The following is a 23395-nucleotide window of genomic DNA, read 5'->3' as shown; positions in this document are numbered from 1 at the left end:
ATCTCCCTGGCGGTTGCCGCCGCCGGTTGGGTGGGTGTCAGTTCACCCGGAGATTACGCCGCCCTCAAATTTCCACCAACTCCCCGACACGACCCTTTCATCGTCTGTCATCTTCCCACCTAAGTGTTTCAAACAACTCCACAAGCTGCATTGATCCTGCCCGGTATCCTTCCTGAAGGAAAGGAGACCGACATATGCATCCGCGCGAGGCGCTTCGGCGCGAAATTAAGAGTCAGATCCGCGAAGCGCTGCCCGCGCACGCGTATGTCGCGTCAAGCCTCGCGCGTGACATCCCTGCCAGCGCCACCCTGGCTGCGGTCGTCTACTCTCAACCCGAAAATATCGAGAAGATCTCGCGAAACGGCGAGGCCCGATCAGGCATTCCGATCAGGCGTAATATGAGCATCACCGTGGTGGTGATGGCCATCGATTCCGGCGACGGCGAGACGGCCATGGCCGCCGCTGATGACGCTTCTCGGCTGATCGAAATTCAGCTCGCCAATTCTTTCTCGAACCTCGACCTTACAGGCGCCGTGCCCTCCGTCCTTTCTGGCGAACGCACCGGCGCTCAGATCGAGATGAGCTACAGCATCACTCATAAAGACGATCTGAGAGGAGATCAGAACAGATGACCAATTCGATCCTTAAACAAGTAGAAAGCGGCACTTATACGAACGGCAAGGGCGTCGGAACCTTCGCCGCACACGACGTTTATCCCGGCGCCAACGCGCCGGCGCGCAGAGGCGTCAGGGTCGGCGACACGAACGGGATTTCTGTTCAGGTTACGTCAGTGTCCCGTTTTCGGGAACCACCTCAAATCCCTTGGAATTGTCTTGGACGACGGCTATTATTGACCTTGGAGCAGTGGCCGAGAGGTCTAAGGCAACCGACTTGAAATCGGTCGAACTGGAAACAGTTCCGTGGGTTCGAATCCCACTTGCTCCGCCACTTGCCCCCGCAAAAGCGTTCTCCCGATCCGGCTGCGGCCGGATTTTTCCGTTGTTTTCGGGGGTTATGCGGCAAGGGCTGAGCACCGGCCCACGCCCCGAAGGACGCATCCGCGTTCTCTCGGGGCCGATATTCTACGAACCTCTCGACTGCCCTAGTTTGGTGCAAAGCATGTAGGTAACTGAAACTAAGTATGATTTTCTGGTGCAGCCTCGACATTTCGACATCAGGGGCGTTGTGGAAGATGCAACTGGAAACAAACTCTTTCTGCCCTAAGCCACGATGAGATCCGGGATGCGCTGTTGCCACGCTAGGACAGCATCGCTCGCGCGTTTCTCGCACTATGCACCCACATGTGGTCAGCTGGCGTTTCTGGTGGCACACGGTGCTGCCGTTTGGTCGCACCCTAGCAGGTTGCTGAATTAGTTGGTGTGGTGCTGGGCCTCATCTGAATAGCTGCGCATTTGCGCGCAAGCAATTCGCAATGATGCCGCCGATGTCGGATGATGATGGGTCTCATCTGGGCGTGCTTTTCATTCGCGAAGACCTTGACCCTTCGTTGATCCATTGTGAGTGTTGCTTACTCCAATCCTGCGGGAAAGGTTCCATCAGCTTTGCCAGAGTAAGCCCCGTCGGCTGACCGCCAATCATGATGGCATCGACGATTGTCGGGGACAGCAACGACAGGCGCATAAGCCTTGCCATGTAGGTAAAAGCTATGCCCTCCTTCTCGGCCAACTCGGAAATCGACGAGAACTCGCCCGACTCTAGCATCCGCTTCCAGCGGAAGGCGCGGGCTAGCGCTTTGACGAGCGTGCTGTCCGTGCGACGCAGTTGCGCGGCGCCGTCCGGCAACTGCATCTCCTTCCGCCCGCCACGCTTCACGATCCGGAACGGGACGTGGAGCATCACTGTATCCGGGATCGAAGCCCCGCGGGTCATGCTGCGGCCTCGATGCCACCGGCCAGCATCTCGCAAGCGAGGCTGCTGAGTCCGTCGACGCGGAGTCCGACGTTGAGTCCGTCCTTGCCGATGTAGACACGCTCGACCAGCAGCGCCACGATGCGCGCCTGTTCATCGCCGTTGCGCTCGGGGGCATCGCAGTCACGATCTACGCACGGCTCGACGACTGGAAGCGGGGGCGTCGGTGATCGCCGCCCTGTGCAGCTTGATAGTGTGAAGTCTGTCGGAAGGAGAATTTCAACAGGGTCGGAGCGGATGGACAACGTTTTAGGGTTTGGTCGAAATCGAGAGGAGCCGATAGACTAGTCCCAAAGTCAGTAAGCTGAACGGGCGCAATGGGTCATGTTTTCATAAGCTATTCCTCTCGCCACCGCGACCTCACCCGCTCTTTCGCGGAGCGGTTGGAGGAAGAGGGTTACCGGGTCTGGTGGGACCGCGAACTGGAAGCCTGGGGCGGGTACGAGCCCCAGATACGCGAGGCGCTCAGCACCACGTCTGCCGTCGTGGTGATCTGGAGCCCCGGGGCAGCCGCTTCCGACTACGTAAGAGCCGAGGTGAGGGCGGCTTTGCGGCTGGGGCGGCTTGTTAACCTGAGAGCGCCGGATTTCCCCGTAGATGAGGTGCCGCTGGATTTTCGAGAGAACCACATGCTCCCGCTGGACATCGACGATATGGGGCCCATCCTGAAGACCATGCGTACGGTTTGGGAGGGGCGGGTACCGCAAGGCCAGACGCCGGCCTATAGCACCTACGCGGAGGATTTTGGTGAGAATCTCTTCGATCCGAGACATCGTGCTTTGCCTCAGGATATCGCGATGGTCACGCCTTCGGTGCTGCTGCAGGCGCCATTCGAAGTGTCGGAGTTCGTTGACGCGACCGGCATTCTCGCCGATCTGATGGACTGGTGCCGAGGCGCCGGGGCACATGCCGAGACCCCCAGGCCAACAGCGGGCCGCCTCCTGCATGGGCCCGGCGGGCTCGGCAAGACCCGCACAATGATCGAGGCAGTCCGCAGGCTGCGGGCCGAGGGCTGGCTGGCTGGCTTCCTGCCGACCCCGATCATTGGCGACCTGCCACGCGCCAAGCTGCGCCACCGCGCACTGGAACAGGCAATGGCGGCAACAGACACACCCGGCACGATGATGGTGCTCGATTACGCCGAAGCCCGGGGCACGGAGGTGATCGAGCTTGCCCGCATGGCCCGGCGCCACGACCGGGCCGGCCTTCCTCAGCTGCGGATCGTGCTGTTGTCCCGCGGCGCGGGCTGGTGGCAGGAAATCTACCGTACCGAACCCGAGATTCAGGTTGTTTTCAACCGGCGCGGGGCACCTCAGGGCGACGTCATCGCTGTCGAACCGCTGCCCTCGGGTGAGTGTCGCCTTGCGGTCTTCGACGCGATGCGCGATGCGCTCAAACCGGTGCTGGCAAAGCAGGCCGAAGCCGGGCGATTTCCGCCCCTGTCCGAGCAGCCCGTTGCGCCGGATCGCCGGGCGCGGCTGGCACAGGACTCAGCCTATGCCCGCCCCTTGGCGCTGCAGATGGAGGCGCTGCTCTCGCTCGGCGGCGAGGACGGGGGGGGCGATCGCCGATCTCCTCGAGAGCATTCTCGGGCTCGAACGGCGGCACTGGCGCCAGGTTCTCGAGGGCCTCGCCCCAGGCGACCGGCGTGAGACGGCAATGCGCCGTGGAATGAGCCAAGTCACCGCGCTCGGGGGGGTGGCGGATCAGCGCGGACTCCGGCGCCTGTTGCAGGCCGATGGGCATTTCGGCGTCCGCGCGCCGGTGGACCTGCCGCTCGACGATCTGCGCCGCCTTTACGGTGCCGCGCCTGACGGGGTGGCGCCGCTGGAACCCGACCTGATCGGCGAGCACGAGATTCTGCTGTCGGGCGACGAGGACATGATAGCTGCCTGCCGCGCCTGGATCGCAAGTCTGCCCGAACAGGACCGCAGTCTGCGCCGTCGTACACTCTTCACCGTCCTGCAACGCGCGGCTCGACCGGACCACGGGGTGAGGGCGGCCGAGGCCGAGGCGTTCCTGTCCGATCTGCTTGCCACCCTGTATCCGGACGAAGTGCCAGACCTCATTGCCGTCGCGGTCGAGACTCCGGGGCCCTTGCCGCGCCTGCTGTCCGATGCCGTGCCGCGTGTGTCGGCGGAGATGATCGAGGCGATCTTTCAGGCCTTGCCAGAGCAGAGCGTGGCGATTGCAGAGCTTGCCGACCGTGTGGCGGAGCGGCGCCTATTGGACATGCGCAAACGCATCGGCAACGGAGCGTCGCAGGAGGATGAGGCCGCGTTTGCCGTTCTGCTCATCAACGGGGGCTTCTCTCTGGGGGAACTGGGCCGGCGGGAGGCGGCGCTAGCCGCAACCGAGGAGGGCTTGGCGATCTGCCGCCGCCTCACCGAAGCACGACCCGAAGCCTTCGAGCAGTACCTGGGAGCAAGCCTGCACAACCTCAGTGGCCAGCTCTCCGACCTGGGGCAGCTAGAGGCGGCGCTAGCCGCCAGTGAGGAGGCTGTGGCGATCCGCTGTCGCCTCGCCGAAGCGCGACCCGATGCCTTTAAGCCGGGCTTGGCCGGAAGCCTCGGTGACCTCAGTAGAAAGCTCTCAGACCTCGGACGGTGTGAGTCGGCTCTAGCCGCGATCCAGCAGGCGGTGGCAATCAACCGCCTCCTCGCCGAAGCGCGCCCCGACGCCTTCGAACCCAACCTGTCCCATACCCTGACCAACCTCGGTGCCCAGCTCTCGCACCTTGGGCAGTGGGAGGCCGCGCTGGCCGCGACCGAGGAGGCGGTGATGATCAACCGCCGACTCGCAGAAGCGCGACCTGACAAATTCGAGCCGAGCCTCGCCGTGAGCCTGCACAACCTCGGTGACCAGCTCTTCGCACTTGGGCGGCGGGAGGCGGCGCTGGCCGCGAGTGAGGAAGCGGTAGCTATCACTCGCCGCCTCAGCAAAGTGTGGCCCGACGCCTTCGAACCGAATTTGGCATCAAGCTTGGGCAACCTCGGCAACCTGCACTCCAACCTCGGGCATCGGGAGGCCGCGCTGGCCGCGAGTGAGGAGGCGAGGGCAATCTACAGCCGTCTCGCCGACGCGCGACCTGATGCATTCGAGCCGCTCCTGGCCAAATCTCTTAGCAACCTGAGTGTCATACTTTACATGCTTGGGCAGGGGGAAGCGGCACTGACCGCGGGCGAGGAGGCCGTAGGGATACGCCGTCGCCTCGTCGAAGCACGGCGTGAAGTATTCGAGCCGGACTTGGCCGCGAGCCTCGACAACCTTTCCGGATGCCTGTTCGCCCTAGGACGTGTGACCGAGGCCATCGCTGCCGCCTCCGAAGGCATTGCTTTGCTGACCCCGTACCATGCTCGCCTACCCGCAGCGCATCAGGCCCTTATGAATGAACTCACCGCCGTGCTGGCCAAGGCGAAAGCGGTCGAAACCGACACGGGAGACGCCCCATGAGCCAGCGCCCACTTCGCCGCCGCCTGCCGCGCGATTGGAGCGGAGTGCTTCTGATTGCGCTCGCACTGGTCAGCTTCACCCTCGGCGTCATCGGGTTTCGCGAGTATCTGGGTCCCGGCGAAGATTGGTCGGAAGTGATCTATCAGTCGCTGCAATTGTTCTTCCTGAACTTCGACAAAGCACCCGACGAGGACGTAAACCTCCCGCTGCAGGTGGCCCGCTTTGGTGCCTTCGTCACGGCGGTCTGGGCGATCCTCAAGGCCTTCTTCCCGCAACTTCGCCAAAGGATCCGCCGCTGGCTGCGCCTGCGGGGCAAGGCCTGCGCGGTGATCCTTGGCTACGGTCCCTCAGGACAGGCCATTGGCGCGGCGCTCTGGCAGCGAGATTGCGGCATCCGGCGCGTCACCGCCGTACATCGCACCGTGACCCCCGAACTTGCCGCGCGCGCGCGCCTGGACGGCGTGCTGCTGATCGAGGGCGATCCTTCTGATCCGCGGATAATGGACCGCGCCTATGCGGCAAAGGCAGAGCGCATCTATGTCAGCGACCCCGACGACTTGCGCGCAATCGACACGGCGGTCGCTGTCCGGCAGCATATCCCAGAGCCGGCGAAGGACATCCGCGTGGTCCTGAACGACAGCGCCGTGGCGGCGCAGATGGCCGAGGCGTCGGCCGCGGGGTTCCTCGGCGCGCCCGGCCTCCGCTGGTTCTCGGTCGCCGACGAGACGGCGCGGCTCCTCATCGCCGACGCGCGGTTCGACCGCTTTGCGCTCGAAAGCGGTGCAGAGCGGATGCACCTCGTCATCGTGGGCGGGGGCAGCCAGGGAGAGGCGGTGGCGGTCGAGGCGCTTCTCACGGCCTGGCGCACCGGCCTCGGGCCGCCGAAGATCACCTTCCTCGACCGCGAGATCGGCTCCGTTGAGGCGCGGATGCGCAAGCGCCTGCCGGCCTGGTTCGCCGAGTCCGGCGGCGCCGCCCTCTACACCGGGGCGCGACCCGACCTGGAGTTCCGGGAATGCGACGCCGGAACGATCGACATCGCGCGCGATTTGTGTTTCGACGGACTGCGCGAACGTGTCTCCGGCTGGGTCTTCGCAATGGGCGACGATGGACTGAATCTGCGGGCCAGCGTCGTGCTGCACCGCGCCGTCATGGCGCGCCATGTCGATCCGGCCCCGATCTACGTCCGCATTCCGACTGGCCATGTTGAAGACGCGCCCGATCTTTCGGCGAGTCCGCTCGGGCTCGCGCATACGTTCGGGTCCATCGACAGCGTGATCGCCCGTTCCGCCCTGCTGGCCGAGGATCCCGACTCGGTGCCGAAGATCCTGCATGAGGCGTACCGGAAGGCGGAGCAGGAGATGTTCGGGCGCCTGTCGGAAGTCTGGTCGGCTCTGCCCGAGACCAAGCGCGAGGCGAACCGGGCGCTGTTCCGCCACGCCGTCTTGAAGATCGAGGATTTCGGCGCGGTGGCCGCCATCCGCCGGGACGGCGTTCCCGTGACGGAACAGGGCCTGGCCGAAACCCTGCGCCGGGTCGACGAAATCCTCGCCTACGACCGGATCGACCGGGGCGCGGACGCGCGCGCCTGGCTGAAGGATGGAGCAACGCTAGCCGAGGAGGACCTCCGGACCGCGGTCCTGATCCGCGACGCGGCACTCTGCGAGCACAACCGCTGGACCGTGGAACGCGCGCTGGCGCAGTTCGTGCCGACTGCGCGCCCGGACCGGGCCCTGCGCGACGACGTGCGACGCCGCCACAACAACATGCACGACTGGTTCGACCTCGGCGATGCCGAGACCCGTCGCTACGACCTCGTCATGCTCCGCGTCCTGCTCTCCCAGAAACCCGCTGCCGGGCAGGTCCTCCACAAGGCGGCCCGGGTGCGGACGGTGTTCCTTGCGGTCGATGGCACGGCGAAGACCTGCATCGCCCATGTTTCGGGGTCAGGGGCGGCAGCGGGGGTCGATGCCTCGGAACTGCACCTGCACTTGAACGCGCGCGATGACCCTGCGTCCGCGACCACCCTCGTCCCGGCGGTCATGAGGTGCCTCGCGCCCCACATCGACCGCCGGAAACAGCGGCCGCCCGCCCGTATCCGCTTCGACTTCCCCCGCCAGCCGGGGGAACGGGTGCTGGCGCTTGCCAATCTCGTGGCCGAGGAACTGCGCGGAAAGCTACCCGAGACGACGCGGATCGACGCCTTCTGGAACTGGCGGGCGGCGGGCAGTCCGGTCGTGGGCGTCGTGGGACACCGCGACCTGACGCGTTTCGGCGGGATCGGGCCGGTGACGGAGCGGCTGCGCCAGTGCTTCATGGACCTCGTGATGAAGCGAGGCGTCGAAGCAATGGTCACCGGGTACGCCCCCGGCGCCGACCGGGCGGCGATTGAGGCGTGGGCCTCGCTCGGCCTGCCGAACCCTTCGCTCCTATTCCCTTTCGCGGGTCACTGCAGCGAGGGCAAACGGGTTTTCTTTACAGAAAACCCTTCGGATGCGACAGCCGAGACCACTATTGAAGAGGAGGACATCAAGAAAATCGCGGATCGATCTATGCTAACGATCTGCGACGGCCACATCGGGCAGGCTGGCGAACTGCTGCGCCGGACAAATTTTTTGGTGTTCGTGATCGAACACGGGGGATCGACTCGTGAAGGAGGCACTTTGGACACATTGAGGCGCGCAGAAGACATTCAGCGCGAGGTTATTTTGATTGAGCCGCGCCTTTGAACCGAAGGTCTCGTTTTCGATGATATCGCATGCAGGCGCGTGGTCAGTCGAGGTGACAGTTACCCTCTTTCCACGACGCGAGCCGAAGCGCCGCAGATATACAGCGGAGGTCGGGTCGCGGCGAACACGGGGCGTCTGGACCGTCCCAGCATCGGAGTGATTTAAGGATTGCGCTTGTTCATCAGCTACTCTCGTGCGGATGCCGCGACTGCCGACGCGCTTTCGGAGCGCCTACTTGCCGAGGGACACGACATCGCCATCGACCGCCGCGACTTGCCATTCGGAGAAGAGTGGCAGAGGGAACTTAGCGAACTGATCCGCGGCGCCGACTCCACCATTTGGTTGGTGAGCACGGCATCGGTTGCCTCGTCGTGGTGCAAGTGGGAGCTGGGTGAGGCGCAGCGGCTCAAGAAGCGAATCCTTCCGGTGCGGATCGACGCGGTCGACCCGGCCTCGCTCCCTGAGGCGCTGGGCAAGCTGCACCTTTTGCCGGCGGTCGGAACCTTCGAGCCGCAGCGGGACATGCGCCTCCTTCTTGACGCCATTGCCACCGACCACGAGTGGCTGCGCCATCACACCCGTCTTGCCGATCGCGCCCGTGAGTGGAAGGCGCGAGGGCAGCCCGGCGACCTGCTCCTGCGCGGCTCGGCGCTTGACCGCGCTGAGGCCTGGTCGGCCGGCACGCCGTCGCCGGGACTGGAGCCAACGCATGAGACGATGGAACTACTGCTACAAAGCCGAGACGCCTCGAACCGGTCTCTCCGACGCCAGCGCGGAATAGCGGTCGCGATCTCGGTCGCCGCGGTGGCGTTGACGGGGGCGGCGGTCTACGGTGCCCTGTCCGCCAGCCGTCAGTCGCAGATCAGCGACGGCCTCCGGATCGCGGCCGAGGATCGCGCCATCGCGACCGCCGAACAGCGCGCCGTCCTATTGGCCGGGCTCGCGGACCAAGAGCAGAACCCGACGGAAAAAGTTCTCCTGGCGCTTGAGGGCTGGTACGGGCCGGGTGGCGGGTTCTCGGGCTTCGCCCGCATCCGCGCCTTCCAGCGCACCCTCGAAGACGGGACGGTCTCGGGTGCCGAGATCCCAGTCCTCGGCCCGAACGAAGCGCCAGACTTCCCGGCGCTTTCCGCCCTCATCGCCGCGAACCTCGACAACCTGACCGAACGGCGCCGGTTCGGAAGCTGGGATCAGGGCAAGTACTGGGACGTCCGCGCCGGCCGGCTGGCACTTGTCCACGAGTCGGGAGAGGTGACGATTTGGCGGCTGGATGCGGGAGACCCCGTCGTCGAACGCAGGATCGAGACGTCGGAGGGGGCTGACGTCCAATCCATCGCCTTGTCGCCTGACGGGGAATTTCTTGTGGTCATCTCGGCGGAGGGTGATCTCGTCACCCTCGACACGGCATCGGGCGAGATCCACGCAACCTTGCGCATCGGAAGGCGCGCCCTTTCCCCCCTTGTCTTCTCGGACGACGGCCGATCACTTGCCGTGACGGCGTCCGACGGGCGCATCGGAATCGTGGAATTCGCACGATTGCGAAGCTCCTCCAACCCGCAGGATTATCCGATCTCGGCGATTTTCGCCGGCCACGCGGGGGGAACCTACGGCCTCGCCTTGGCCCCGGGCGGCGACCGCATCTTCTCCAGCGGCCAGGATGGCAGGGTCGCCGCTTGGACGCTCGCAGACCCAGCCCCCCTCTGGACGACCGACCTCGGGACGCCTGTCACCAGTGTGGCGGTCTCGGCTGGCGGTTCCCGGCTCGTCGCCCAACTCCGTTACGGCCTCGATGGGTTCCGGGTGATCGAGGCCGCGACCGGAGAGATCGTCTTCGCTTCGCCCGAGCGAACCGAAGTCGCCGCAGCCGGCAACGCGGTTGCAGCGTCCGCCGACGGCCAGCGGCTCCTCTGGGGCGACAGGCGCGGTCGCGTCTTCGAGACCCCGCTCGCGGGCGGTCCGACGCTCGAGACGGGATGTGGCAATGCCGAGATCCTGCAAGTGCGCCATCTGGATGCCCAGAGCTTCGCCGCTTCGAACCGCGACGGTTCCCTCTGCGTATTCGATCGGGAACGGCCGCTCCATCCCGTCCTGTCGGCCGACTTCGGCACCCGCGGCGCGATCGACGATCTGCACCCTCTCGATGACGGCAACATCCTGGCCACGTCGTATTGGGGCCCTGCGCGCATCCTGAAGATGCCGGATCCCGCGGCTGACCCTGCCCCGGTCGCGGTCTGCCGCGCGCCTTTGGGTCTCGGGTCCCTCGCTCTCTCGCCGTCGGAGCGCCATGCTGTGGCCTATTCCGACCACACCGTCTGCATCGTCGACCTGGACACCGGCCGCGTGGTATTCCGGTCCGACGATGCCCGGGTCGGACAGGATGGCTTCTTCTTCACCCGCGACCAGACCTTCCTGCTTGCGACGCTCGACGGAGCGGTCGTCCTTGTGTCGCTCGAGACAGGCGAAGTCGCGCCGGTCGAAGGGATCGCCGGAAGGGTTCGAGACCCGCTTTCCCTGTCCTTCGAAGGGGACCTCGCCTATGCCAACGCTCGCTCTGGTGCGCGGCTCTGGTCCTTCGCGGATGCAACCCTGACGCCCTTCGACCTCTCCGATCCCCCGGCATCCATCGCCTACCTGTCATCCGCGGTTGATCTCGTCGTCGCCACCTCGCCAGAGGGGGAAGTCACCTTCCACGACCGCGAGACGGGCCGCCGTCTGGACCTGACCGCGACCGATTTTCCGTTCGAGGCCGCCAGTTTCGCTGCGTTTAGCTTCACGGTGGAAGGCGCGGTCCTCGGCGTGGTGGGGCTGGACCAGGTGACCTCCTACTGGTCCCACTCTCGGGATGCCGAGGGTCGCCTCGTCCTTGCGCCGCGGGCAGATCCGTTGGGCGGCGGAGGACGTTGGGAGGGCCTCGTCGCTTTCGCGCAGTCTGGCGTCACGATCGCTGACATTGCGTCACGGCGCCCCGTGGCGAGCGTCGCTTCGAGGTATGGCGACCTGACCGCGCTGAGGGTCTCGCGCGGCGACGTGGTGATCCTACGTCGAAGCCATGCGCAGGACGGGCACTACGCGTTCCACTTAGCCCCGTTGCCTCCGGCGGTGGTGGAAATGACGCCGAGATACGCCTGGGACGCGATGCTCTCGGCATCAAGCGACCGGGTTCCGCTGGACCCCGCAAGGCTTCGCTTCCTGAGGATCGAGCGGCAGGTGAACCTCGCGCTGCGTGCCGTCGACACTCTTGAAATCTGCCTGGCGCCCTGGCAACGGCAGCGGCTGGGTCTCGGGGCCGAACCGCCGTGCTGGTGCGCGGACATGACCTATCCTCGTCGCGACGACTGGATAGCGTCGTTGGGCGCCGACCCGTTTGCCGAGGACAGCTCAAGACGCTGTCTGTCGAGCGACTTCTGACATGCCAGCTTCCTTCTCACGAACGCCACTGGCGTCGGAGAGTTCAGGTGGGACGTCGACAAAACCAATATAATTCTGATAGTTACAAGTTATTCACCAAATCGGCACAGTCATGAGGTCCGGAGAATATCGGTCCTGAGAGACCGCTTCCGGGCCTTCTGGCACCAAGGGCAGTGTTCAGCCCCTCCCGCATAACCCTCAAAAACAACGGAAAAATCCGGCCGCAGCCGGACCGGGAGAACGCTTTTGCGAGGGCAAGTGGCGGAGGGGATGGGCCTGAAATCCAACCTTCTCTGCCCTTAAGTCATTGTTATCGTTGAGACAAAAACCGCATCTTCATCTTTGGCCAATTGCCGCCAGCTCCGCCAAGTTGGATATTTTCGGACGGTCACAGGGACAAGCTACACGTGATTGGGAAGAGATTACCCATGGGCAGATGGATCCGGCAACCCGTTATGACCGCTGCCCGGAAACGTTCTTCTCAGCGATCATGCTCGCCGCAACAGTCTTGTTCTGGCTGTGAAACTTAATGAGTCTGGAGCCTAAATAACGAGGTCAAGTCATATGCGCAGACAAGACAAGGCAACCCACGTTTCAACCTATGCACGGCCTCAGGTGAATGCCTTCGACGCGACTCTTGACGCAGCGGCAGGCGGTTCCCATTCTCGGGCTCACCCTTCGCTCGTGGCCCTCGCCCAGGCACTTGGCCGCGGAGCGGCAGAGGCCGACATCGCCAGACAGAGCCCGACGCTTTCCGGAGCCCCCGCATGAACCGCCCTCTCCGCGCCTTGATCTACGCCCGCTATTCCAGCGACCTGCAATCGGCCAGCTCGATCGAGGATCAGATCCGGGTCTGCCGGCAGCTTTGCGCGAAGCAGGGCTGGGTGGTGGTCGATACGGTGGAGGACCGCGCGATCAGCGGCGCCTCGCATCTGCGGCCCGGATTTCAGCGGCTGCACGAGGCGGCGCGGGACGGGGTCTGCGATGTCATCGTGGCCGAGGCGCTGGACCGGCTGTCACGGGACCAAGAGCATCTGGCGGGCCTCTACAAGCGGCTGGCTTATCACGGGGTCAAGATCGTCACGCGGTCGGAAGGCGAGATCGACGAGATGAGGATCAGCTTTGGCGGGCTGATGTCGTCGCAATTCCTCAAGCAGCTGGCCGAGAAGACGCGACGCGGGCTGGAGGGCCGGGTGACGGCGGGCAAGTCGGGCGGCGGCAATTGCTTCGGCTACCGGGTGCGCCGCGGCTTCGACGCGGGCGGCGCAGTGATCACCGGCGAGCGGGACATCGACGATGCCGAGGCCTCCGTGGTGCGCCGGATCTTCCCGGATTACGACAGCGGCCTCTCGGCGCGGTCGATCGCGGCGGCGCTGAACGCGGAGGGCGTGGCCCCGCCCCGCAGCGGCGGCAAGGGCTCGGGCAGCTGGGGATCATCAACCATTCAGGGCAATTGGCGGCGCGGGACGGGGATCCTGAACAACGAGCTCTATGTCGGGGTCCGGGTCTGGCAGCGACAGAGCTTCGTGAAGGATCCCGACACGGGCAAGCGCCAGGCGCGGCTGAACCCGCCGGAGATATGGGTGACGACCGAGGTGCCGGAGCTACGGATCATCGACGCCGCGCTCTGGGATCGGGTAAAGGTCGGGCAGGCGGGGATCCGAGAGGCGATGAACCCGGCCGGGGTCGATGACCCCCGCCCGCGGCCGGAACGGGCGCGGCGGCCGGATTACCTGCTGTCGGGGCTGGTGCGCTGCGAGTGCTGCGGGTCGGGATACTCGATGATCAACCGGACGCGCCTCGGCTGCAGCGGCGCGCGCAATCGCGGTTCGACGGCCTGCACCAACCGGGCGACGATCCGACGCGAGGATCTGGAGGAGCGGGTGCTGGGCGGGCTGCGTGAGCGGCTGATGCATCCGGAGCTGGTCACGGCCTTCGTCGAGGCCTATCGCCAGGCCTTCAACGAGTCGGCCGGGCGGCGCAGCAGCGATCGCGATACCGCCCGCAGGGAGCTGGCAAAGATCGAAGGGAAGATCACCGGCATTCTGACAGCGATCGAAGACAACATGTATCACCCGTCGATGAAGGCGAAGATGGAGGCACTGGACGGACGCAAGGCGGAGCTGAACGCAAAGCTTGCGGACGCCCCCGAGCCCCCTGCCCTGCGGCTGCACCCGGCCTTGGGCGATCGCTACCGCCAGGAAATAGGGCGGCTGGCCGAGGCGCTGCAAGCCACCTCTACGCGGCCTGCGGCGACGGGGATCCTCCGCAGTTTGATCCAAGAGATCCGGATGATGCCTGAGGCGGATGCGCCGGGCGGGCACCATGTGGAGCTGGTGGGCGAGCTTGCCGGGATCCTTGGTCTTGCTGAGGGCCGGGCCGGGATCAGCCGTCCTGACATGCGAAAACCCCGGCGTTTAGCCGGGGCTGATGATGAGTCTTTGACGGTGGTTGCGGGGGCTCGCAACCACCGATACCAACACTCGCTGCAAGTTCCTGTTTAGAAAGGGGAAATATCCGTTTCCAGCATCTCATCTACAAGGTCAGGAGTGCGGTTAGGTCAGGTACCCCTCGAACCAAAGACCTCCAAATTTCAAAAGAAACTAACTGGTCATTTCTGTCAATACTGGTGCTCGAACCTGCGATCGGTTGCGGAGCCTGCCCCCTCTATGATCGCGCCCCCGCTCTACATCTGAACACGCAGGCGCCGAGCGCGCTCGCGGAAGGCGGCCTCGCCGCCTTCAAGAATTTCGCATACCAACCGGCGAATCGTCGGATTCTCCAAACCGCCGCTTCTATAGGTGATTTCGGGAAGCATTCCGGGGCGATGCGGGCCGCAGGTTGCGACAATCACCTGATCAGCGTCTGTATTGACGACGAGGTTCGCGTTGTGTGTGACGATGATTATCTGCCGGCGCTGCTTCGCTTTGCGGAACCGTTGGACCAGCTCGTCGAAGATAGACTTGGGATCGAGGTTCTCTTCCGGCTGGTCGATGATCAACGGCCGATCATCATCGCGATCGATCGCAAGATAGAGCAGGAGTAAGACGATGCCTCGTGTGCCAGGTGACAGCTGCTCGATACCGACACCCTCATATTGGACGCCATAGCTGACCGTGATGTGGTCGGTGCCGTACAGCCAACTTGAAATACGCCCTGCCCATTCGCGGAACGCCTGCGCGTTGGTGCGTTCGACCGGAGCGTGTTCGACAAGATTGCGCTCATGTGCTTCGCGGAATCGCGACATTGCCTCGGCGACGTCCGCGCTCGATCCAGATTCCCAAGCACTTTGCAGCTCGGATTTTGCGGCAGCCAGCAGTGTTCCCCGGCCTTTGAACGGCCCCGATTTGCGCAAGTCTAGGAGATCCTCGCCTTGCTGCGCCCACATCGCGATATCAACTACGCGCCGAATGGAGAACGAAAGCTTACCGAGCGCACCCTCCTCTGCTTCCAGACGGGCCTTCAAAGGTGCATAGAGGGCTGCCAGTTCCTTCTCTTCATCGATGATGCCATCAAATACGGACGCATAGCTGTTCCGGCGCGACTGGATTAGCTCTTTGATCCGCTGATCAGCCTTTTCGGCTGCCTCAATGTCTCGATCGAGCTTGGCGAGTGCGGCTTCGTCTCGGGAGATCTTTTCCGACAGTCTCGCGAAAGCCTTGGCGTTCTCTGTGTCGATCCCGATCAAGGCGCGCAGCCGAGCCACCTCCTTGTTGAGGAGGCTCAGTGTATGCTGAGATAACTCGGCACCGTCCGGCAGGAGGGACGTTGCTAGCGGTGGCGCGTCCGCAGCGACCGACACCTCGCCGTGTGCCGGACCAGACAACATACGTATGCGAGCGTCGATCGCCTTGATTGCAGTGTCCAGGATCGTGTCGACGTCTCCGGAGAACTCCAGCAGGAAGGCCTTCCAATGATCAGAGGTCAGGCCTGCTTCGGAATGAGCCTGTTGTAGCTGCCGAAGCCGGACCGGTGACTTGTTCGAGCGCGTGTCCGCAACCTCGTCTTTGAGTGCAAGCAGCGCCTGCCGTCGCCGTTGCGCCTGCTCGACCTGGAAACGCACGGACTCGGCCGCCGTAGACACTTCGTCGAGACGCTTGGCACGCTCCTCGCCTCCCTTGCCAAGCAGACTGCTGCGGTCGCGCTTATCCTTGGCTATCGAGGCAGCCTTCTCCGCACGTTGCTTCTGGATACCTGGCAGGCTCGCCTTTCGGCCACGCTGTAGATTGAGCTCCAATGCAGCTTCGGCGAGCGCCTTCTCATGGCTCCGGCGAAGCGCACGCCCCCGTGCGGCGCGAAGATCAAGGAGTTCACGAAAAGTCGTGGTGCCCATCCGCTCCTCAGCGGGGTGAGCCTGGTAAATGACCCGCTCGACCTCGGCGAGGAGATCGTCCGTGACGCCTTCTGCGGAGCAGAGGCTGTCGACGAATTGCTGCGAAAGATATTGTACCCTCGGCGTGTCGAGAAAGTCTTCCATCTCGACATGCCGGAGTTCATTCGACGTCGGATCGCCATCTTCCCAGATCAGTCGAGCCGACGCTTCGCCGAGGTGATTTTGGGCACGACGAATGAAAGAACGCTCGCTGAGATGTGGCGACAGGGCATAGCCGCCTGCGGCAATAATGTCCGCCAATGCGGTCTTTCCTGAGCCTCGGGCGCCAATGATGCCAACAAGCCCCGCGTTCAGCGGTGAGGTAGGTGTCACCAGCCATGGCGCGTTGCTGACCTCGACCTTTGTCACGACCTGAGACGGAAGGGCACCCCGCGGCGGGATCAGACCGATGAATACTCGTGTCTCAGGCTCAAGGCACGTCTGTCGGAGGGACTCGAAGGCGAGATCACCCTTAATCCAGCAATACCGGTCTTGCTCAACCACACCGACGCCATCCGCCCCATGGGCATCACTGCCGTGCAAACAGGGCTTGCTCCCATTCCAGTCGGAGGCAAGCTTCTCGAGGGACGCCGCGCCTTGGCCCAACCAAAATGCCCGCTGCTTCGGATGGGACGAGAAAATTATGTGAGCGCTACGCTCAATTTCCTTTCGGAGAGTCGCGAGCGACGGGTCTCCTTGAAGGCCGGAGGTGCCATCATTGCTGCCAGCCGCGACAGCGATGAGGACGTTTTCCTGCACCCATGTGCTCTTCTTCCACTCCGCGCGCAGCTCGTCAGGATTCACTTTGAATTGATTGGCACCAACCGCGAAGGCGGCACGTTCATCAGTGAGCGTCTTGTCATGTGCACGACCGAGTCGGATTAGGTCAGACCGGTCGCAGCGAAACGACTCGCCATGGGCGGTGAAAGTCAGAGCGCGCAAGAATCGGCGTATCTGGTCCACATGCTCGGGATCGTCGGGCGAGACGAGGAGGTGAAAGTTGATCGGCGACCCTTTGCCCGTCCCGATCCCATAGCGCAGCTCCACATTGGGAAAGATGAGGTCCACCTCGGCGAGACGACCGGCCTTCCGGTAGGTCAGAACCTCTTCATAGACATCGACGCTATAGTAGTCAGTCACCCCCAGAGCGCGGATCCGGGGCGACGAGATTTCAATGCGAGAGAGAAACTCTTCCCAAGGATCGGACCCGCGATACTGATTGTTCAGAACGGTGCCCGGAGCGTGGATATGTGGATCCCACCGATGCCACCTTGATCCCACAGGATCGTGAGCCCCCGCCACGACATCAGTCACAGACGGCCCCATGGTGAACAAGTCACTCGCATTCCATCCCCCTAATTTCTTCGAGCTGATCAACAAAATCTATAGGTCGAGGTACGCTTCCGACAATATTTAATGACGAACATCGAAGAGCCAACGCTGTAGTTCGAGCGCCTTCACGCCCTCTATCTCGACCGGAAGAACCGTCTCATCTCCAACGAATGCCTCGCCATCGGCACCCGGCTGAAGCGCCCGAAACTGCGATCTGCCACCCGGCTGCCAGAAATTGACCTCATCCGGGTTTCGCGTGGACAGATACTCGAACCAGTCGAGATCGGTCACGCCAACGTAGATCTTGATCGACCCCGTACTCATTCGAACGTGCCGACCCGCTCGACGACGAGGCCCTTCACCCGCTCAATCGCGGTTCGACCGCTTTCTCGATCGAGGACCATGTCAGGCAGCGCTATCGCATCTACGGCGTCTCGTAGGGCGGCGGGGATGCTCGCTATCGCTTCTTCAGCGCGCGCGATCGGCAGCTCGATCGTCCGCGCGAGCGCGAGGAAATCCCGCGGTGTCAGCCGGTCGTCCTTTCCAGTCAGCTTCAAAGCCATACGATCGCCGCCGAGGCCCGGAAACACACGCGTGGTGACCGCGTCGTAGAGCGGGGCGAACCGGACGCTGTCGAACCTCCGCCTGCCTGGCGCGGCAGTCTTTATCAGTGCAAGGTTCTTGAGGTGCATGTCGCCGTCAGCAATCAGCCATGCGAACACCGTCCGTTGGAAAAGGATCTCAAGATCTTCTTCCGGATTGGTCGAGAGTGGTCGGAGTCCTCGCGCCACACGCTCGATCGTCCCATCGTATTTGGCGGCCGCCGGCAGATCGAGGACCGAACAGAAATCCTCAAGCGCGAGGCGGCGATCGTCGTCGGGCGCAACCCGAATATCGAAGCGCTCCACGACCAACGCGGGCGCCATGCCGTCGGGCATGCCGATGAGCGCTGCGTCGGGCACGACGAACCCAGCTGCTCGACCGAATTCCAGGCACAGCCATTCGACGACAGGCAAAGCCTCGAAGCCGGCAGTGCCAGCAGGCTTGAGGATGTGGGTGAATGGCGCGCCGATAGCGGTGATCAGCGTCCCTTCCGCAGTCAGGCACATCGGCGCTTTGATTTGCACGCCGGACAAACGCGGCGTCTCTACACGCTCGAATAGCTGCGCGAGATTCTCCTCGAAGCTGTGCTCCAGCTCACCCCGCGATGGGCCGACATAGCGGCCAATGAACTCCCCGCCTTTCGCGTACTTTGCGAGTGGCACTTGGAGAACGTCGAGTGGCAGCGCTTCGAGCTCCTTCTTATCGGCGACAACCGCGACGTTCGACATGAACCGCTTGCCACGCCGAATGGCATCGCGATCGTCCCGTTCGTGAAGCACTTGGGCGAGCCAGCCTTCCGGCAAGAGCGACTCTACAAAAGCGGGGAGCTTGCCGGGCGCTGTCTGGCGAACGAGCGCTGGCGCCGTATCCGCCGTCGCCTTCCAACGCCATTCGAAGCCGTCATGCGTTAGGCGACCGATGGGTTCGCCATGCCAGGCGACGATCCGCTCGAGCGCCGCCTTGTTCGCGGTCGCCTTGCCGGCAGGGGGGCGTGTGGTCAGATAGCGCTCCGCCCCTTCCCCCTCACGATACCAGCCGTTCTCACGAGCCAGAGCCCAAACGGCGTCCGCCGCCGCTTGCGGCGATCCAAACTCTTCGATCAGCCGAGCCGCCATCTCCGCCCGAAGCTCGTCGGTAATGGCGCTGGCATGCTCGCTCCGGAGCCGGAAGGCTTCCAGGAATCGCTGGCGCGGTGACGACACCTCGATCCTGATCTCACCTTGATCGTCGCCCACGATTGCCGGTGCCGTCGACGGATGGGCCGGCGCTTCGTTCTGGACGATTTCAAGCGTGCGAATCCGGGTACGCTGGTTGCGGCGCCCACTCAGGAACAGGCGGCCGTCAGGGGTTGGTCCCAGAAGTACGGCCGAAGCAGAGGAGAGATAGGCAGCCGGATAGAGATACTGCGCGATGCGCACCCCGTGCGAGAGCACCGCTGCGTCGATGTCGACGTTCGCCTGCGCGTAGACCCCGCGGACCAACTGGATTAGTCCGCCCGACGCAGCTCGCGCGTGCGCGCGTCTTCGGTCGATGGTTTCACCAACAAGTACTATCGCCACGGACGTTCTCGCATTTCAGATGCGGGAAAGTCCGCCCTGTCGCGATCGATGTCAAGGACTTTCGCGCATTTCAGATGCGGGAAAGTCCGATATCAATGCAGTTCAAACGACCATCTGCGCCCTGAAGGCAGCAGCCCGCGCGCTACGATCCTGCAAATAGATGCGGTATCGAGAGAGAATACCGTCGTGATCTGCTCCTTCCCCCAGCAGCTTATCCGTTTCGGCCAAAGCCAGCTCGTATGTGAGACAGCCGGACCCATCACCCGCCAGCTGGTCCGCCAAGCGACGCTCGATCTCGGCTCTTACCATTACGGGAAGAACTGCGCGGGCTTCGAAGTACATCAGGCGCAAGCCAAACCACTTAAGGCGCTCATCCTCGAAGCTTTGCACGATAGCGAGACGATCCGGCCATGAGGCCTGGTGGAACGCGCTCGCACGCCCTTCGTCATCCGGCCCTGGGAAACCGTTATAGATTCGGTCCTCGAGATGAGGCGGCAGCGGGTATGGATCGCGAGCGGCGATGTAAGCGGCCACAAGCCGCGTGCACAGATCAGCGTCCGCTTTCACGCGACGAGCCTGGTCTTCGATTTGGCCGATCGACCCGCCATCCAACATATGTTCAGGAGCATCGAAAAATGCGGTCAGCGTCGGTGCGGCATTGATCCTGAAGTGACGGATCGGACTAGGCTTCTGCGCCAGATGGGCCTGCAGTTCGACGTCACTCATCCCAGCAAGCTGGCCGACGTCGTGATTAAGGCTGAGACAAAGCCGGCCGTTGGCTTGGTCGGGATCGACACCGATACAGACGACCGGCGCGTGATAAGCCTGCTCGCCGAAGAACTCGGTCAGCACGAAGCCATCTTCGGCGTCAACGAAATCCGCAACGGTGGCCTTGTTCGAGAAGCGAACGAACCGCTGCCACAGCTCCGGAGACCGCTGATAGACCAGTCGGCATAGTTCGACCGTCGCAAGCACATCAGACATGGCGTCGTGCGCGCGGGCATGGGAGACATCATTCGCCGCCGCAAGATGCTGCAAACGAAATGTCCTTCGCCCCTCATCGTTGATCGGCACAACAAGCGGCGCGGGCGATACGGCATCGGCCGCCATCACCAGACTGAGCGCATCAGCGCGGCAGTTGCGGTGGCTACTCGTCAGATAGGCTGGATACAGGCACTGAAAGAGTGCGTGGCGCAGCATCTCTTCGTCGAAGCGGATGGAGTTGAAGCCGACGAAGATGGCCGGACTCCAAGACATAAGGGTCCGGCGAATATCTCCTACCATCGCGTAGTGCGACGGCAGGCTGCTGTCGGTCAGCCGTTCGATCGGCAGCCCGTTGGTGCGCAGCGCCGAGGGATGGGGAAGCACGTGAGGCTGCAAGCGCGAGCGCGCTTCGAAGCGCGCCACCTCGTTCAAGCTCGCGTCGGTGCGAACAGCCGCGAAATGGAGAATCTGATCGAAACCGCGCTTGAGCCCTGTCGTCTCGGTATCGAAGAAGACGAAGCTCATGGGCGCGCTACCAACGAGTTAGCCGAAAGCGCATTGCGGCCGGACTTACTCTGAACCGGCGCGCTAACGCTTCGATCGCTGCCTCGTCCTCAAGGTCGACTCCTCCCCCCTCCAACGCGGCGGCCAGGAGATCGCCGGGGATCAACAGCTCCGAAGCGAAGGCATTGGCCTCGATTTCCATCGGCTCGGTCCCGAGAGCCGAAACATCGTCGCGGAACAAGACGCGGATCCCCTTGTCGACATGCACGGCTTGGCTGATCTCAGAAGCATGGAGCATGTGATGGGCCAGCTCGTGGGCAGCCGAGAATCGCTGTCGGTTCGGATGGTGCAGCGCGTTCACGCCAATGATGCCCACGCCATCCTTGATATATGCCATGCCGGAGAGGTCCTCATCGAGCGGTGCATACTGAAGGACGATCTTTCGCGACTTGATTATCCGCTCGACCGGGACCGGTGGCGCCGATACGCCATACTCCCGGAGGATCGAACGCGCAGATGCACGCGCCCGCTCAGGATCGGCATCGGCCATGATCAGGCCTTACCGCGTCGGGGCTGCAACGCGGTTGTGATCAGGTCGGCGACTTGAGCTTCAGCATGTTGCGACAGCGTCTGCTTCGATAGCGCCTGATTGGAAAGCATCATCTTCAGCCCCTCCCCTAAAGGCTTTTGCGGCATCGGTGGCAGGAGCTCTGCCACCTTGGTGAAATCGAGTGCGGCGGCAAGCGCGTAAACGTGATGCAAAAGGATGTTCTGCCGGCCGCTTTCGATGTTTGCGATCGACGCACGCGACATCTTCACCTTACCCGCCAGTTCCGCCTGCGTGAGGCCGAGCGCTTTCCTGCGGGTTGAGACCGCGCTGCCAAAAGATTTGTAGAGCGCTTCGCCTGCCATGAATCATGTTTGCGCTCTGTTCTTGAAGATGTCAACCTCGCAAACGTTTTGTGCTTATAAAAAACATACTAATGTGTCTAATAGTTGACATTAGAAGCTGGATCGGGAATCCATTGCGCTAGGGCGCGGTGCCCAAGATGAGTCGGAGGACCAACAATGTCGAAGCGGATTCACGTAGTGCCCCACGGGTCGGGCTGGGCGACACGTCGCGAAGGCGCCACCCGCGTTGGGTCGACCCACAACACGCAGGCCGATGCAACGCAGGCTGCGCGCGGTACTGCCGTTCGCGAACGCGGCGAAGTCATCATCCACCGTCCGGACGGTCGCATCCGAGACGCCAATTCTTATGGCAACGACCCCTTCCCGCCGAAGGGCTGACTGGACCGGGCCGCTTCTTGGAGGGGTCCGGCTCGGCTGCATGGGTGAGGCAGCCAGGTCATCAGAGAGGAAACATCACGCAAATGACGGAAGGTGAGCAAGATCAGGGTGCTGAGCGGCCATATCGAGTGCTCAGCCTGGACGGCGGAGGCATGCGGGGCATCTATACGGCGGCGTTTCTCGCGCGCCTGACCGACCAATTCGCACGCATCCGAGGAGAATCTGCCCTCGATTTGGGCCGCGGCTTCGACTTGATCACCGGAACCAGCACCGGCGCGATCGTCGGCTGCGCGCTGGCCATCGGGCGGCCGATGACGGAAGTGGTGGCGCTCTATCGCGAGCACGGCCCCAAGATCTTCCCGCATCGGATCGCGGGGAAGCGTAGTGCGATCTACCGAGCGACCCAAGGCAGCCGTTTCGTGCGCGAGGGCGACAAGGCGCTGCGCGAAGCGCTGCGTGGCGTGCTCCACGACGTCACTATGATCGACGTATTCGAAGGTCGCGGCATCTCGCTCGCGATCCCGACGGTGCTGATGAGCGAGCACCGGGCCTGGGTCTTCAAGAAGACTCCCAAGAGCGGGGTACGCGACGATCGCTATCCGCTGGTGGACGTCTGCATGGCAACAAGCGCCGCGCCAATCTATCGCTCACTCGCCGCCATCGACGACCCGAACGCTCCGGGCGGGCCCAAGCAAGTGTTCGCCGACGGGGGGCTTTGGGCCAATAATCCGATTATGGTTGGGCTCGTCGATGCGCTAACGGTGGCATCACCCGAGCGCCCGATCGAGATCTATTCGCTGGGCACCTGCCCGCGGCCCGAAGGCGATCACCTCGACGCTGAAAGCGCACACCGCTCCATGCTGGACTGGTCGCTCGGCGCCGATGTCGCGCCGCTTAGCATCTCCGCCCAAGAGTTTGCGTTCGACCACATGGCGCGGCTCCTGACCAACGCTATCAGCAGCTGCGGTCGCTCGATCCGGCGCGTGCGCTTCCCCAACAAGCCGGTGCCGGCGAGCATGATGCCGTATCTCGCCCTCGACGACACGCGGTCCGAGGCGATGGATCGGCTGGTCGGTCAGGCGCACACCGACGCCGACCTGACCAAGAGCGCCTGCGACGACCTCAATAGCGATGACGGCCGAATGATCCGACGCTTGATGCACGACCTGCCGCCAATGCCGGCTACCGGCGCCGTCTGGAGCTGCGCCGCCACCCACAACCAGAAAGGATAG

At 63.5% G+C, this 23395-nt stretch carries 15 protein-coding genes, 1 tRNA gene and 1 pseudogene; 9 read left to right on the top strand and 8 right to left on the bottom strand.

The features are described 5' to 3' along the window. Positions 1 to 194: 194 nt before the first annotated feature. Together JHW48_RS05160 and JHW48_RS05155 are read left to right on the top strand one after the other, a co-directional pair. Positions 195 to 632, top strand: a complete 438-nt coding sequence (locus tag JHW48_RS05160; RefSeq protein ID WP_119884690.1) for a hypothetical protein — start codon at positions 195 to 197, stop codon at positions 630 to 632. A 226-nt stretch (positions 633 to 858) separates the two neighbouring features. Further along, positions 859 to 948 (top strand) — tRNA-Ser (locus JHW48_RS05155). A gap of 516 nt (positions 949 to 1464) precedes the next feature. Here JHW48_RS05155 and JHW48_RS05150 read toward each other — a convergent pair. Both JHW48_RS05150 and JHW48_RS05145 read right to left on the bottom strand, forming a co-directional pair. After that, positions 1465 to 1890: a hypothetical protein gene (locus JHW48_RS05150; protein ID WP_119884691.1), complete on the bottom strand. Its 426-nt coding sequence runs from the start codon at positions 1888 to 1890 to the stop codon at positions 1465 to 1467. Continuing rightward, positions 1887 to 2024 (bottom strand): annotated as a pseudogene (locus tag JHW48_RS05145) (recombinase family protein); the annotation flags it as partial. The gene JHW48_RS05150 and the pseudogene JHW48_RS05145, both read right to left, overlap by 4 nt. Positions 2025 to 2246: 222 nt before the next feature. On the opposite strand from JHW48_RS05145, the gene JHW48_RS05140 reads away from it, so the two are divergent. From JHW48_RS05140 to JHW48_RS05120, 5 genes are all read left to right on the top strand, one after another. Then, positions 2247 to 3581 (top strand): toll/interleukin-1 receptor domain-containing protein, encoded by a 1335-nt coding sequence (locus JHW48_RS05140; RefSeq protein WP_119884692.1) that lies wholly within the window; start codon positions 2247 to 2249, stop codon positions 3579 to 3581. A gap of 19 nt (positions 3582 to 3600) precedes the next feature. Continuing rightward, entirely contained in the window at positions 3601 to 5382 is a 1782-nt protein-coding gene (locus JHW48_RS05135; protein WP_170152197.1) for a tetratricopeptide repeat protein, read from the top strand. Continuing rightward, on the top strand, positions 5379 to 8111 hold the full coding sequence (locus JHW48_RS05130) for an NAD-binding protein (protein WP_119884694.1): 2733 nt from the start codon (positions 5379 to 5381) through the stop codon (positions 8109 to 8111). Before JHW48_RS05135 ends, JHW48_RS05130 begins: the two co-directional genes overlap by 4 nt. 174 nt (positions 8112 to 8285) lie before the next feature. After that, a complete protein-coding gene (locus JHW48_RS05125) occupies positions 8286 to 11519 on the top strand; it encodes a toll/interleukin-1 receptor domain-containing protein (RefSeq protein ID WP_170152198.1) in 3234 nt (1077 codons plus the stop codon). Positions 11520 to 12307: 788 nt separating this feature from the next. Beyond that, complete coding sequence (locus tag JHW48_RS05120; protein WP_240637656.1) at positions 12308 to 14023, top strand: recombinase family protein; 1716 nt, start codon at positions 12308 to 12310, stop codon at positions 14021 to 14023. 182 nt (positions 14024 to 14205) lie between these two features. On the opposite strand, the gene JHW48_RS05115 is transcribed toward JHW48_RS05120, so the two are convergent. The 6 genes from JHW48_RS05115 to JHW48_RS05090 all read right to left on the bottom strand — a co-directional run bounded on the left by JHW48_RS05115 (position 14206) and on the right by JHW48_RS05090 (position 21785). Beyond that, positions 14206 to 17268 carry a TrlF family AAA-like ATPase gene (locus JHW48_RS05115; protein ID WP_240637657.1) on the bottom strand — a complete coding sequence of 1021 codons (3063 nt, stop codon included), beginning with the start codon at positions 17266 to 17268 and terminating at the stop codon, positions 14206 to 14208. 36 nt (positions 17269 to 17304) lie between these two features. Beyond that, on the bottom strand, positions 17305 to 17514 hold the full coding sequence (locus tag JHW48_RS05110; RefSeq protein WP_170152196.1) for a hypothetical protein: 210 nt from the start codon (positions 17512 to 17514) through the stop codon (positions 17305 to 17307). A gap of 29 nt (positions 17515 to 17543) precedes the next feature. Then, positions 17544 to 19307, bottom strand: a complete 1764-nt coding sequence (locus JHW48_RS05105) for a type II toxin-antitoxin system HipA family toxin (RefSeq protein WP_240637658.1) — start codon at positions 19305 to 19307, stop codon at positions 17544 to 17546. 180 nt (positions 19308 to 19487) lie between these two features. Then, positions 19488 to 20894, bottom strand: a complete 1407-nt coding sequence (locus JHW48_RS05100) for an exodeoxyribonuclease I (RefSeq protein ID WP_119884699.1) — start codon at positions 20892 to 20894, stop codon at positions 19488 to 19490. Positions 20895 to 20901: 7 nt separating this feature from the next. Further along, positions 20902 to 21423: an ImmA/IrrE family metallo-endopeptidase gene (locus JHW48_RS05095; RefSeq protein ID WP_119884700.1), complete on the bottom strand. Its 522-nt coding sequence runs from the start codon at positions 21421 to 21423 to the stop codon at positions 20902 to 20904. A gap of 2 nt (positions 21424 to 21425) precedes the next feature. Then, positions 21426 to 21785: a helix-turn-helix transcriptional regulator gene (locus JHW48_RS05090; RefSeq protein WP_119884701.1), complete on the bottom strand. Its 360-nt coding sequence runs from the start codon at positions 21783 to 21785 to the stop codon at positions 21426 to 21428. A 156-nt stretch (positions 21786 to 21941) separates the two neighbouring features. Between JHW48_RS05090 and JHW48_RS05085 the strand changes: the two genes are divergently transcribed. Then, positions 21942 to 22163 (top strand): DUF2188 domain-containing protein, encoded by a 222-nt coding sequence (locus JHW48_RS05085; RefSeq protein ID WP_119884702.1) that lies wholly within the window; start codon positions 21942 to 21944, stop codon positions 22161 to 22163. Between the two features lie 83 nt (positions 22164 to 22246). Next, positions 22247 to 23395 carry a patatin-like phospholipase family protein gene (locus JHW48_RS05080; protein ID WP_119884703.1) on the top strand — a complete coding sequence of 383 codons (1149 nt, stop codon included), beginning with the start codon at positions 22247 to 22249 and terminating at the stop codon, positions 23393 to 23395.

Origin of the sequence: Paracoccus aestuarii (genome assembly GCF_028553885.1) — a bacterium.
GTDB classification, from domain to species: Bacteria; Pseudomonadota; Alphaproteobacteria; order Rhodobacterales; family Rhodobacteraceae; genus Paracoccus; species Paracoccus aestuarii.
Note: the sequence above shows the minus strand (reverse complement) of the source record. Positions and strands in the feature narration are given on the sequence as shown.

What these genes read in the sequence shown, in the direction of transcription:
- JHW48_RS05160 (WP_119884690.1), top strand. Translation starts at nt 195, where the DNA reads ATGCATCCGCGCGAGGCGCTTCGGCGCGAAATTAAGAGTCAGATCCGC.
- JHW48_RS05150 (WP_119884691.1), bottom strand. Translation starts at nt 1,890, where the DNA reads ATGACCCGCGGGGCTTCGATCCCGGATACAGTGATGCTCCACGTCCCG.
- JHW48_RS05140 (WP_119884692.1), top strand. Translation starts at nt 2,247, where the DNA reads ATGGGTCATGTTTTCATAAGCTATTCCTCTCGCCACCGCGACCTCACC.
- JHW48_RS05135 (WP_170152197.1), top strand. Translation starts at nt 3,601, where the DNA reads ATGAGCCAAGTCACCGCGCTCGGGGGGGTGGCGGATCAGCGCGGACTC.
- JHW48_RS05130 (WP_119884694.1), top strand. Translation starts at nt 5,379, where the DNA reads ATGAGCCAGCGCCCACTTCGCCGCCGCCTGCCGCGCGATTGGAGCGGA.
- JHW48_RS05100 (WP_119884699.1), bottom strand. Translation starts at nt 20,894, where the DNA reads ATGAGCTTCGTCTTCTTCGATACCGAGACGACAGGGCTCAAGCGCGGT.
- JHW48_RS05095 (WP_119884700.1), bottom strand. Translation starts at nt 21,423, where the DNA reads ATGGCCGATGCCGATCCTGAGCGGGCGCGTGCATCTGCGCGTTCGATC.
- JHW48_RS05090 (WP_119884701.1), bottom strand. Translation starts at nt 21,785, where the DNA reads ATGGCAGGCGAAGCGCTCTACAAATCTTTTGGCAGCGCGGTCTCAACC.
- JHW48_RS05085 (WP_119884702.1), top strand. Translation starts at nt 21,942, where the DNA reads ATGTCGAAGCGGATTCACGTAGTGCCCCACGGGTCGGGCTGGGCGACA.
- JHW48_RS05080 (WP_119884703.1), top strand. Translation starts at nt 22,247, where the DNA reads ATGACGGAAGGTGAGCAAGATCAGGGTGCTGAGCGGCCATATCGAGTG.